General features: G+C 68.0%; 9 protein-coding genes. 5 read left to right on the top strand and 4 right to left on the bottom strand.

Going from position 1 to position 12,609, the window contains the following annotated elements; translation table 11 throughout:
- Positions 1-125: 125 nt before the first annotated feature.
- On the top strand, positions 126-767 hold the full coding sequence (gene udk / locus OU994_RS22195; RefSeq protein ID WP_281607699.1) for a uridine kinase: 642 nt from the start codon (positions 126-128) through the stop codon (positions 765-767).
- A gap of 320 nt (positions 768-1,087) precedes the next feature.
- Here udk and OU994_RS22190 read toward each other — a convergent pair whose 3' ends face one another.
- Entirely contained in the window at positions 1,088-1,909 is an 822-nt protein-coding gene (locus tag OU994_RS22190; protein ID WP_281607698.1) for a hypothetical protein, read from the bottom strand.
- A gap of 206 nt (positions 1,910-2,115) precedes the next feature.
- Between OU994_RS22190 and OU994_RS22185 the strand changes: the two genes are divergently transcribed.
- Positions 2,116-2,499 (top strand): tautomerase family protein, encoded by a 384-nt coding sequence (locus tag OU994_RS22185; protein WP_281607697.1) that lies wholly within the window; start codon positions 2,116-2,118, stop codon positions 2,497-2,499.
- Between the two features lie 39 nt (positions 2,500-2,538).
- Here OU994_RS22185 and OU994_RS22180 read toward each other — a convergent pair whose 3' ends face one another.
- Positions 2,539-2,937: a group III truncated hemoglobin gene (locus OU994_RS22180; protein WP_281607696.1), complete on the bottom strand. Its 399-nt coding sequence runs from the start codon at positions 2,935-2,937 to the stop codon at positions 2,539-2,541.
- A gap of 54 nt (positions 2,938-2,991) precedes the next feature.
- On the opposite strand from OU994_RS22180, the gene OU994_RS22175 reads away from it, so the two are divergent.
- Together OU994_RS22175 and OU994_RS22170 are read left to right on the top strand one after the other, a co-directional pair.
- Complete coding sequence (locus tag OU994_RS22175) at positions 2,992-4,383, top strand: MATE family efflux transporter (protein ID WP_281607695.1); 1,392 nt, start codon at positions 2,992-2,994, stop codon at positions 4,381-4,383.
- A gap of 114 nt (positions 4,384-4,497) precedes the next feature.
- The gene (locus OU994_RS22170; RefSeq protein ID WP_281607694.1) at positions 4,498-5,619 is read left to right on the top strand and encodes a DUF5694 domain-containing protein; all 1,122 of its coding nucleotides are present in this window, start codon (positions 4,498-4,500) and stop codon (positions 5,617-5,619) included.
- Here OU994_RS22170 and OU994_RS22165 read toward each other — a convergent pair.
- Together OU994_RS22165 and OU994_RS22160 are read right to left on the bottom strand one after the other, a co-directional pair.
- Complete coding sequence (locus OU994_RS22165) at positions 5,616-8,642, bottom strand: TonB-dependent receptor (protein WP_281607693.1); 3,027 nt, start codon at positions 8,640-8,642, stop codon at positions 5,616-5,618. The two genes, OU994_RS22170 and OU994_RS22165, sit on opposite strands and share 4 nt — an antisense overlap.
- A gap of 454 nt (positions 8,643-9,096) precedes the next feature.
- A complete protein-coding gene (locus tag OU994_RS22160) occupies positions 9,097-11,415 on the bottom strand; it encodes a PAS domain-containing protein (RefSeq protein WP_281607692.1) in 2,319 nt (772 codons plus the stop codon).
- Positions 11,416-11,636: 221 nt separating this feature from the next.
- Here OU994_RS22160 and OU994_RS22155 point away from each other — a divergent pair, with 221 nt between their 5' ends.
- The gene (locus OU994_RS22155) at positions 11,637-12,593 is read left to right on the top strand and encodes a ribose-phosphate pyrophosphokinase (RefSeq protein ID WP_281607691.1); all 957 of its coding nucleotides are present in this window, start codon (positions 11,637-11,639) and stop codon (positions 12,591-12,593) included.
- Positions 12,594-12,609: the final 16 nt, after the last annotated feature.

Raw genomic sequence — 12,609 nt, 5'->3', positions numbered from 1 at the left:
AAGTGCTGCGTATGCTGCCATGAAGGCTATCGATTAGCAATAAGGCAATGTCGCTTGCGGCTTGAAAGCTTCCAGGCTCTCGCCGCGGCGCCATCTCCGGTATCAATCTCCGGTATCATTCGGGGATGAACGATATTTCCTACCTACCGTTCGTCATTGGTGTTGCAGGCGGAAGCGGCAGTGGCAAGTCGACGGTATCCCAGCAGGTGCTGGCTTCCTTTGGTGCCGAGACGGTGTCGGTGGTGATGCAGGACGATTACTACCGCGACCAGTCCGACCTCACGCCCGACGTGCGCCGCAAGCAGAATTACGACCATCCCGACGCCTTCGACTGGCCGCTGCTGGTCGAGCACGTGGCGGCCCTGCGCAGTGGCGCGGCGATCGAGATGCCCGTGTACGATTTCACGATCGACAACCGTTCCAGCCAGACCATCACGGTGAAGCCGGCCCCGGTCATCGTGATCGAAGGCCTGTTCGCGCTGTACGACGCCGACCTGCGCGACATGATGTCGCTGAAGATCTTCGTCGACACCGCCGCCGATGTCCGCTTCATCCGCCGCATGCAGCGCGATATCGCCGAGCGTGGCCGCTCGGTCGACAGCATCGTCGGCCAGTACCTGGAAACCGTGCGCCCCATGCACAAGCAGTTCATCGAGCCGACCAAGCGCCACGCCGATGTCATCCTGCCGCATGGCGCCAATGTGCCGGCGGTCGATGTCATCACGACCAAGGTGGCCAGTGTCATCGGGCAGCTGAAGCAGCCCTGATCTCGGCACGTGATCACGCTGCTGCTGAAAGAGGGATGGTTAAGTTCGATTGCGTGCATTCCGGTCTCTTCAGCCAAAAGCCGGGTCAGTCGAAATGCCGCTTGAATAGATCAACCTAAGGGCAGAATCCGGGGTCAGACCCGCCGGGTCTGACCCCAGCAGTTCGCGGTTGGGGTAACTACACGCGCCAGCGGCATGCCAGTACGCCCAGGGTAAGCGGCATCAGGGTCAGCCCCCCTTGATCATGACCGGCGATCAGAATAGCGCCACCAACTGTCGGGGAGAGACCTTTGCGGCTCTCCAGAGGCAAGCGACGCAGCTCAGCGGGCGATGCCGTAGCGCCGCAGGGCGGGCAGCCAGGCCGTTTCGAACAGGCGTTCGAAGCCCCGGTTGGTCGGATGCATTTCGTTGGACCAGTCATCCGTATAGCTGCCGCTGTTCTGCAGGATGCCCCGGCTGTCGATGTGGATCACGTGCCCGTCCGGATCATGCAGGGGGGCGAAGACGTCGTCGTTCAGCCGGTCGATCAGTTCCCGGGCGATGTCGCGCCGCAGCGCCATGTCGGCCGGCACGCGGCACCGGTCCATCGCCGGCGCCAGCCAGGGGCCGGAGCGGATCAGGCCGAAGCCGAAGCCGCGCCCGTCCGGCACCGGGTAATCGTAGCCGTGGATGAAGATGGGGCGGGGCAGCACGGTGGCGCGCGTGCCGGCGCGGATCGCGGCGACCAGCAGGTCGAGGGCGGCGGCCAGGTCCCCCAGCAGCTCGTCCATCCGCACGTCGTCGATGCAGTCGGCGGCGCTGCGGGCGCCGCTGCAATCGGGGTGCAGCGCCAGGCGCACGTCCACCGCGTCGTTGCCGGCGCCGCTGATATAGAACTCGCTGAACGTTTCCGCATAGGGCGGCTGGAGGAAGTGGGCGACGGTGTCGGCGAAGCGGCCGTCGCCCACGTAATCCTGCAGGCGGGCGCCGTTGTAGCCGACCAGCTGCACGTTGCTGTGGTCAACCGACATGTCCGGGTGGCGCACCAGCGTGCCCAGCATGCTGTCGTTCAGGTACCAGAACCAGGAATCGCCGATCGCCAGGGCGGCCGGGAAGCCGGTCTCCGTGTTCCAGTGCTCCTCCGGCTTGTAGATATGCTGCATGGCGTTCTCCTGTTCCCGTCCCTTGGGATATCGTACCGCCGTTGACGGGGTTGTGAAGCCGGGTTGGCGACAGGCGTGCCAATGCCGCTTCGGCACCTCGATGCCCGGACGATCGCTGCCGACCGGTATCGGTGAAAAGTTGCCGACCAGTTGCACGCGCCATTCCCGGGTTATAGTCGGCTGCCCAACGCTACGAGGAGAAACGCATGCCCCTGGTCCGCATCGATATCCGCAGGAATCCCGACCCTTCCCATGTCCGCAAGCTCGGCGCCGTGGTCTACGAGGCGCTGAAAGCCACGATCGGCGTGCCCGACCGCGACAATTTCCAGATCCTCAACGAGCACGACGAGCAGCACTTCGTCTACGATCCCGCGTACCTCGGCATCGAGCGTACCGACGGGATGGTGTTCATCCAGATCACCATCAGCGAAGGCCGCACCGTGGAGCAGAAGAAGCTGCTCTACCAGCGTATCGCCGAAGGCCTGCATGCCGAAGCGGGCGTGCGCCGGGAAGATGTGTTCATCAACCTGCTCGAAGTGAGGAAGGAGAACTGGTCGTTCGGCAACGGGCAGGCGCAGTATGTGACGTAACGGCGACGAAAGTGCCAGGCAAGTGCCGGTGGCAGCGGCTCAGGCGGAAGGCCCGGCTACCTCGACCTTGCCGAAGAAGCCATATTGCAGGCTGGCGGCAATGCGTTTCGCCACCACCAGCAGCTCGTCGGCCACCGGCGTCTCGAACAGGCGGCGCGCGGTGGCGTCGAACAGGTCCAGCCAGCGCTGGAAATGCGCCGGCGTGACGCCTTCGAGCGTCATGTGCCTGCCGTAGACATTGCCCTGGAAGGGCGGCACGCCGGGCCTGCGGCCCAGCATCACGTCGCTCCAGAATGCCGCCATGCGCGCCAGGTGCGCATCCCAGTCGTCGCCGATGCGGGGGCCGAACACGGCGGCCAGCAGGGCATCGCGCCGGACGTCGGCATAGAATTCGTGGACCAGGCGGGTGAGGGATGCGGGATCGGCGGCGGCGTACATGGCGGCGTTGCAAAATGGGGCAATGCGCCATTGTAGCCGCCCGGAGCACGTACAATGGCGGATTACCCAGCCGCCGCCATGTCTCTTTCCACCACTACCCCCCGTCCCCACATCTTCACGCTCGCGTGGCCCCTGCTCGTCGAACTCGTCCTGGCCGTCGCCATCGGCGTCGCCGGCACGTGGCTGGCGTCGCACCTGTCCGACACGGCCGGCGCGGCGTTCGCGATCGCCCATAACATTTCCGTCACCCTGTTCCTGCTGTTCCGCATCGTCGGTTCCGGCGTCGGCGTGGTCATCACGCAAAGCCTCGGGGCAGGGCACCGCGAGGGTGCCAACCGGGTGGCGCTCGCGTCGGTCGGCGCGAGCACCTGGATCGGTGTCGTCACGGCGCTGGTAGCGCTATTCGGCGCCGGGCCGTTGCTGGAACTGCTGCAGACACCGGCCGATGTCTTCCCGCTGGCGGCGCCGTTCCTGATGGCGCTGGCGCCGGCGCTGCTGTTCGATGCCTGGAACGCGTCGATGGCGGCCGTGATGCGCGCCCACCTGCGCACGCGCGACACGCTGCTGGTGCTGCTGGCCATGCACACCACGCACGTGCTGCTGGCCGTGCCGCTGATGCATGGCTGGGGGCCGCTGCCGGCCATGGGCCTGCCCGGCTTCGCCGTCGCGCTCACGTTCAGCCGCGCGCTCGGCCTGGTGCTGCACCTGGTGCTGTGGCGCCAGCATCTCGGCCTGGTCACCCGCGCGCCGGACTGGTGGCACCTGCCGCGCCGGGAACTGGCCGAGGTGCTGCACATCGGCATTCCGGCGGCGGCCGAGAACATCGCCTGGCGCCTGGCCTTCATGGCCGCGATGGCGGCCGCCGGCACGCTGGGCGCCGCGGCGCTGGCCACGCACGCCTACGTGCAGCAGATCGGCAGCATGGTGATCGTGTTCAGCCTGGCCACCGCCTTCGCCGTGGAAATCATGGTCGGCCACATGGTCGGCGCGGGCGAACTGGGCGAGGCTCACCGCCTGGTGCGCACGTCGCTGGGGCGCGGGCTCGTCATCAGCGGCGTGGTGGCGGGCGCCGTGGCGCTGGCCGGCCCGTGGCTGCTGGGCGCCTTCACCAGCGACCCGGCGATCATCGCCGAAGGCTGCATCCTGCTGTGGATCGGCGTGCTGGTGGAACTGGGCCGCACCTTCAACCTGGTGGTCATCAACGCGCTGCGCGCCACCGGCGACGTGCGCTTCCCCGTGATGGCCGGCGCGGCTTCGATGGCGCTGGTGCTGGCCGGCGGCAGCTGGGTGCTGGGTATCCACTTCGGCTTCGGCCTGGCCGGCCTGTATATCGCCTTCGCCGCGGACGAATGGATCCGCGGCCTGATCATGTGGCGGCGCTGGGCCGTGCAGGCCTGGGTGCCGCATGCGCGGGCGGCGCGCCGCAAGCTGCGTCCGAAAATGTAGCCGGCCCGGCTGCAATCCATGCCGCGCAACCGGCAGTCTGTCGCATGGCCCGGGTTCCATGGCCTGGCCCCGCGTACAGTAGCGTCTCCATGAACCCCGACGGAGACGAACCGGATGCCGCGACAAAGAACCCGCCTGCTGATCGCTACCCTGCTGTACGCCGCGGCCACGGCCGCGGGCGCCCGGCAGCCATTCGACCCGGCTGCCCTCAAGGGGCCGGCGAAGGGAACGCCGAACGAAGTGATGGTGCTCGGCACGCCCCACTTGCGCTCGCTTCCGGACACGTTCCGGCCGGCCAGCCTCGGGCTGCTGCAGGAACGCCTGGCTGCCTGGAAACCCCGCATCGTCGCCATCGAGGCGCGCTCCGGTCCGCAGTGCGATTTCATGCGGCGGTATCCGAGCCGCTTCAAGGAGACGGTGCAGGCATTCTGCAAGTGGGACCCGGAGCCGGCACGTGCCGCCACCGGCCTCGATGTGCCGGCCGCCACCGCGGAAATCGACCGGCTGCTGGCGGGCTGGCCCGCGGCCCCCACGCCGGCCCAGCGCCGCCGCCTTGCCGCGGTGTTCCTGGCCGGCGGAGAACCCGTGTCGGCGCTGGTGCAGTGGCTGCGCTTGCCGCACGCGGAGCGTCGCGCCGATGGCGGCCTCGATGCCACGCTGGTCCGGGCGCTCGACCAGTTGCGCGAGCGGCGCAGCGAGGACACGCTGATCGCCGCGCCGCTGGCGGCGTTGCTGGGCCTCGAACGCGTGATCGCGATGGATGACCAGACAGCGGCCGCGCCGGATGCCGATCCGGTAGCGTACGGCGCGGCCATTTCCAGAGCCTGGGACAATCCCGCGACCGCCCGGCGCAAGCAGCTGGACGAGCAATTCGCGGCGGGACTGGGCAAGCCGGAGGGGATACTGGCGATGTACCGGGCCATGAACCATCCAGCGCAGGCAAGGCTCATCTACGACAGCGATTTTGGCGCGGCCCTCGAAGAACCGTCGCCGCAACAGTTCGGCCGCGGCTACCTGGGCTACTGGGAAACGCGCAACCTGCGCATGGCGTCGAACATCCGCGAAGCCATTGCCACCCTGCCGGGAAGCCGCACCCTGGTCATCGTCGGCGCCAGCCACAAGTGGTACCTGGAAGCTTACCTGGACCGGATGCACGACGTGCGCATCGTGCCATCCGGCCTGGTATTGGGGGAGGCATCGGGGCAGGGGAGCGGCGCGCCGCCCCAGGCGCCCTAGAAGTTGACGCGCAGCTTGGCCGAGTAGCGCGGCCCCGAGGCGAACCACGCGCGGCCCTTCATGCCGATGTGCTGCTGCATCACCTGGCGGAAGATCGCATCGGTCAGGTTGGTGCCTTCCAGCCCGAAGGTCATGTGCTCGTTGATCTTGTAGAACAGCGAGGCGTCGACCTGGCCATACTGGTCGGTCCATACCGGCAGGCTCCAGTTCAGGTTGCGCTGGCCGAAGGTGGGGCTGGCCGGGTTGGTGTCGAGCGCCTCGCCGCCGCGCGTGCCGCTGGCCGTCAGCAGGCTTTTCGAGCGCCATGCATAAGCCACCCGCGCCGACCACGGTCCCTTGTCGTACATGAACGCCAGGTTGGCGGCGCGCTTGGACAGGCCTTCCAGCGGCAGGTTGCCGAAGGTGCGGCCATCCGTGTCGCAGCCGTTCAGCGCCATGTTCAGGTTGGACTGGGTGGAACCGCCCGAGCAATACTCCTGGTAGACCGGGTTGTACAGGTCCTTCTCGCTGTCGACATAGGTGAAGTTGGCCTGCACGCCGAAGCCGGACAGCCAGCCGGGCAGCTTGTCGCTCAGTTGATCAAAATACTGTTGATAGGCCAGCTCGATGCCGCGGGCGCGGCCCTTGGCGCCGTTGACGGGCGAATCGACGACGAATTCCTGCGGATTGCCGGACGTGTCGCTGACCGTGAACGTCGACAGCTGCTTGATGATGATGTCCTTCAGGTCCTTGTTGAACAGGGCCACCGTGAACGAACCCACCTGCGACCAGTAGTACTCGGCGGTGAGGTCGAGCTGTTTCGACGACACCGGTTTCAGGTACGGATTGCCGGACGCCGTGCCGGTGAGGTTGTTGCTCGACACGACCAGCTGCTGGGTGGCCGCGTCGGGCGACGCGGTGATCGACTGGCTCAGGCTCGTGTAGCCCTGCAGCTGTGAAAAGTCGGGCCGCGAAATCCCCTTGGAAAACGCCAGGCGCAGTTGCAGCTTGTCGTTCACCTTCATGCGCAGGTTCAGGCTGGGCAGCACGTTGCCGTAGCTGCGTTCATAGTCGCGCGCCTCGGCATACGCGGGAATCTGCGGCACGGCCGGGCCGATCACCGTGTAGCCCGGCGGCACCAGGTTGGCGGGCGGCGTGAAGGTGACGTAGCCGGCCGCCTTCATGTTGGTCCGCACATAGCGCACGCCCACGTTGCCGTCGACCGGGTAGGGCAGGTCGTCCCAGCCGAAGCGCAGCTGGGTGTACAGCGCCTTGGTCTTTTCCTCCTGCCGGTTGATGCCGGCCGGGTTGGTGCCCCACTCGGCCGGCTTCCACGGCTGGCAGGTGGAACCGAATTCCGCGCACAGGATCTCGTGGTAGCTGTGCAGCTTGGCGTAGCTGCCCGGATAGCCGGTGGTCAGGGCCACGTCCGGGAACAGCATCGGCGGCGGCGCCGGCGCGTCGCCGTTGAAATAGTTGGGGAAGGTGCGCAGCGAGGCGCCGCCGGCGAAGCGCGGGTCGCCCAGCGAAGCCAGTTGCCCGATCTGCGAGCCGAGCATCCACGGTTCGGACACGGCCGCCCAGTTGTAGCTGGGGTTCGAGTTCGTGTTCAGCGAATCGCGGTCCGTCATGCGCACGCCGAAGCGCAGGTCGCGCAGCACCGGGTGGTCGAACGTGTATTTCGCATCCGTGCGCCAGGCCGTTTCGTTGGCCACGCTGGCGTCGCGGTGCTCCATCGTGAAATCCCAGAAGTAATTCTTGGGGTCGACCAGGAAGGCGCGGTCGGCATCGTCGAAGGTGATGTGCGGCACGCCGCGGGTCAGGTCGAGCCGTTCCTTCGGCACCAGGATGCCGGTGGCGATCAGCGAATCGAAGGCGGCGGTGCGGGCACGGATGCGCTGCACGTCGGCCGACAGGGTCCAGGCCTGGCTGGGGCGCCATTCGGCGTTCCAGGCCAGGTCGGTGGTCGACGATTCGCGGTCCGCCGAGCGCGTGTCGTTGCCGAAGTTGATGCCGGTCGAGTTGGGCGTTTCCAGCGTGCCGACCAGCATCACGCCATTGGCGTCGTACATCGTGTCGGCGCTGGGCTTCACGCGGTACGGTTCGGCCGAGGCGAACACCGCGTTCTCATCCCAGTGGATCTTGTACTTCGACTTGAAGTAGGTGAGCGAGCTTTTCAGCTCGTTGTTCAGCTTCCACTGCAGCGCGCCGTAGATGCCGTCGCGTTCGCGGTCGTACGTCATGGTGCGCCACTGGGCCGCCTTCGGTACCCAGACGCGGCTGCCCGGCTTCACGTCGTCGCGCGGGAAGTAGGCGTCGACCTGGAAGCCGTCGGTGCGTACCTTGCTGTTGGACGAGGCGACGTCGATCAGCGCGCCGAATTCGCCCAGGCCAGTCTTCCACCGGTGGGACACGAGCACCGAGCCGCTCGGGGTATCGCGGTCCTTGCGCAGTTCGGAATACGTGGTGTCGAGCGAGGCGCCGAACTTGAAGCCCTTGAAGTCGAACGGCATCGCCGTGCGCAGGTTGACCAGGCCGCCCACCGCGCCTTCGATCTGCTCGGCCGAGGGGCTTTTGTAGACATCCACGCCGGCCATCAGCTCGGGCGGCACGTCCTCGAAGTTCAGCGCCCGGCCGCCGTTGGCCGAGAACGAATCGCGCCCGTTCAGTTCCGAGCGCACGTAGTTCAGCCCGCGGATCGACACGCCCGAGCCTTCCACCGAGAAGTGCTCGTCGTCGCCCTTGGCCAGCATGCGGTCGATGGTCACGCCCACCACGCGCTGCAGCACTTCGGTGACCGACTTGTCCGGCAGCTTGCCGATGTCCTCGGCGACGATCGAATCGACGATCTCGTCCGATTGCTGCTTGATCTTCTGCGCCGAGTTCAGTGCCGCGCGCTGCCCGGTGACCGTCACCACGGCGGCGGCGGGTGCTCCCGGCTCCGCACCGGCCTGCTGCGCCCAAGCCGCGCCGCTGGCCAGCATGGCCACTTGCGCCACGCCGGCGGCGATGGCTGTTTTCCTCAGCTGTACCTTGATGCCCATGTTGCGTCTCCCATCGATGGTTGTTGTTTGCTGTTGTCTTCTATTTATAAAAACCCAAAGGCATGGGAATCATCCGAGGGTTTGCAAACGTTTTCAACTAAGAGAACGACGAAACGACATTATGAAATTCACAATTTCGCTCATGGGGATGAGCGGGAGGCGGTGGTGGATTCAAAGTCAAAACCAGGGTCTGGCCCCAGGCCGTTAAGGCAAGCGGCCCAACACATTGAAAGCGAATGCATTCACCCCAACAGCGAAAGGCTGGGGTCAGGAAGGAGCCCTGGCATGCATGCCAGGGCCGTTGCGCAGGCGCGAAGCATGCTTCGCGAAACCCCTGCTTCACCCCGGCGGGGCGTAGTCGGGGTTTCAAGGAGCATCGCTCCTTGCCGACGTAGCGGTACTGGCCTGCGAGCCAGTACTCCTCCCTGACCCCGGAATTTGCACTTGGGGTGGGCTAGACGGTGGTGAGCGGGAGGGTGACGGTGAACAGGGCGCCCTTGCCGGGGCCGGCGCTGGCGGCTTCGATGGCGCCGCCGTGGGCGTTGACCAGGCTGCGGGCCAGCGCCAGGCCCAGCCCCAGGCCGCCCTGCGAGCGGGCGACGCTCTGGTCGGCCTGGGCGAACACGTCGAAGGCCCGTTCGAGGAAATCGGCGCTCATGCCCACGCCGTTGTCGCGCACGGTGACCACGGCGGTGCTGGCGGCGAGGGCCAGCGCGATGTCGATCACGCCGCCGTCCGGCGTGTACTTGACGGCGTTGTTGAGCAGGTTGGCGACGACTTGTACGAGGCGCTTCTCGTCGCCATCCACGCTGGCCTGGCGATCGGGCAGTCCGACGTTGACGCGGTGGCCGCGCCGCTCGGCCAGCGGGCGCACCTGCTCGAGCGCGGCGGCGATCACGGCGGCCATGTCGCAGCGGCGCTTTTCCAGCCGCACGAAACCGCGCTTGACGCGCGAAACGTCGAGCAGGTCGTCGACCAGGCCGGCCATGTGGCGCACCTGGCGGCCGATGACGGCGCTGGCCATCGAGACCTTGGCGGTATCCGCGCCGGCCACCGCCAGCACCTGGGCGGCGGCGCCGATCGGCGCGAGCGGATTGCGCAATTCGTGCGCCAGCATGGCGAGGAATTCATCCTTGCGCGCATCGGCCTCGCGCAGCGCCTGCTCGGAACGTTTATGGGCGGTGATGTCGTAGACGATGCCCAGCAGGCGCCAGCCGGTGGCTGGATCGTCGCTGTAGCGGCTGCCGTGGGCCGCCACCCACCGTTCCCTGCCGTCCGCGCCGACCAGCCGGCACTCGTCGCGCCATGGCCGGTCCGCCGCAACGGCCGCGCGGAAACTGGCCTCCAGCCGGGGCAGGTCGTCCGGGTGCACCCGGGCCGTCACCGTGCCCAGTTCCCACTCGGTGGCGCTGGCATCGCATCCGAGCAGCCGCGCCAGCCGCCCCGAGCCGCCGACGCTGCGCCGCACCGGATCGTAGACCCAGTCGGCGATCTGCGCGGAATCGAGCGTGAACTGCAGCCGCGTGTTGGCTACCCGCAGCGCTTCCTGGGCATGGCGGATATCGGTCACGTCGAGGCAGTTGCCGACCCACTCGACAGCCGTTTCGCCGGCGCGCACGGCAGCGCCGCGCGACAGCATGTAGCGGTATTCGCCATCGTGCCGGCGCAACCGGTAGCTTGCCACGTACGGATGGCCATGCGTGAAGGCCGAGTGCCATGCGGCCGCGGCGGCGGGCCGGTCGTGCGGGTGCAGCGCGTCCATCCAGCCGGCCCCGGCGTATTCCTCCGGCAACTGGCCGGTAAACGCGGACCAGCTGGGATTCTCGCCGGCGCGCATGCAGTCGCCTTCCATGTGCCAGATCACGGCGGACATCGTCTCGACCAGGGTGCGGTAGCGCGCCTCCTTCGACTGCAGCGTGCGCGCGATGCGGCCCCGTTCGATCGATTCGCGGCAGCGCTCGGCGACCGCCACCAGCAGCGAGACTTCGTCCGTGCGCCAGCGGCGCGGCGTCACCGTGTGCACCGCCATCGCGGCCACGAAGCGGCCTTCCTTGCGCACCGGCACGCAGATCACCGAGTAGATGCCGCTCTGCCGGTAGCGTTCCAGCGTGGCGGCCGTGCGCGGGTCGGTCTCGGCATCCTCGACCACGTAGGGCACGCCTTCGCGCATGGCGGCCAGGCAGGCGGCGCCGAACTCGGCGAAGCGGTAGCGGCCGACGATGCTGGCCACGCCGGCATTGTAGTCGCCGGTAAGGTTGAAGGTGTCCTCGTCCGCTTCCACGTCGGCGAAGGCACAGCGGTTGACGCGCAGGTGCCGGCCCAGCAGGCTGGCGGCGGCCAGCGCGATGTCGCCCGGGTCGTCCAGGTGGCGGAAGGCGTCGTCGACCTGTTGCAGCAGGCGGTACCGGGCATTGCGCCGGGCCCGCACGCGGGCGCCGTTCAGCGTGGCCAGGATGCGCGCGGCGAACGCTTCGGCCGTGCTGGCGGCCAGGTCGACCACGTCGTCGAACTCGACACGGCCGTCATCGCACGCCGGCGACAGCGCCACCATGGCGCAATCCTGCAGTGCCGGCAGCACGCGCAGCCGGGCCAGCAGGCCGGCGTCGACGGTGGGCGCGCACAGCACCAGGCGCACGCCGTGCCACGGCTGGGCGGCCGCCAGCCAGGTATCGGTGACCGCACGCACGCGGAACGGCAGCGCTCGCAGCCATTCGCGTGCCCGCGGCGCGTGGCCGAGGATGAAGATGTCGGTATCGCTTGGTTCGGCTGTCATGTCGCCCGCTGTCTGCCACCACGCGGGGCTGGTGCACCGCTGAAGTTTGCATCGTACCAGCTCGGCCGGCGCAGTTTTGTACGCCCGCGTACGCTGGAGACGCGCGGCTTGCGCCTACAATAAAGGAGATTCGCCAGACCCTGACCCTGGCCTTGGCCCGTTGACCCCTCGATCCCTTGACCCGTCGATCCTTTAACCCCTTGAATACTTTGCACGAGACGATGAACGCAACCCTGCACCTGTTCGCGCTGGCTGGCAGCGCGCCGCTTGGCCAGCGCGTGGCCATGCACCTGGGCATGCCGCTGGCGGCCCACGAGGAAAAGGATTTCGATGACGGCGAGTACGTGGTGCGCGCCCCGGCCACCGTGCGCGGCGGCCATGCCTGCGTGATCCATTCGCTGGCCGGCGGGCCGGGGCAGGGCAGCGGCGACCGCCTGTGCCGGCTGCTGTTCTTCATCGGCGCGCTGCGCGATGCCGGCGCCGCGCGCGTCACGGCCGTGCTGCCCTACGTGGCATTCGCGCGGCAGGACACGCGGCACCAGGCCGGCGATCCGCTGACACTGCGCTACGTGGCCACGCTGCTGGAGGCGGCCGGCGCCGATACGGTGCTGGCGCTGGACGTGCACAACCTGTCGGCCTTCCAGAACGCCTTCCGCTGCCGCACCGAGCACCTGGACGGCGCCGCGCTGTTCGCCGCGCATTTCGCCGGCGTGGCGGGAAGCGACGAGGTGTGCGTGGTGGCGCCGGACGGCGGCGGCATCCGCCGGGCCGAAGGCTTGCGGGTCGCGCTGGCGCGCGAGCTGGGCCGGCCGGTCTCGCTGGCCTTCGTCGAGAAGCACCGCCGCGGCCGCGAACTGACGGGCGACCTGATGGCCGGCGACGTGGCCGGCAAGCTGGCCATCGTGTTCGACGACATCATCGGCACCGGCAGCACGATGGCGCGGGCCGTCGAAGCCAGCCGGGAGCACGGCGCGGCGCGGGTGATGGCGGCGGCCACGCATGCCGTGTTCGCCGGCGACGCGGCCGAGACGCTGGCCCGCGCCGGGCTCGACGCGGGCGCCGTGGCCGACACCGTGCACGACGGCGTCCGCGCCGGCCCCCTGTTCACGGTGCTGGACAGCGGCGCGCTGTTCGCCCGGGCGATCCGGGCGCTGCATGACGAGGTACCGCTGCAATGATCTCGTCCGCTGCAAT

This window comes from Pseudoduganella sp. SL102 (assembly GCF_027856995.1).
Classification (GTDB): Bacteria; Pseudomonadota; Gammaproteobacteria; order Burkholderiales; family Burkholderiaceae_D; genus Rugamonas; species Rugamonas albidiflava.
This window is presented reverse-complemented; position numbering and strand designations above follow the sequence as displayed.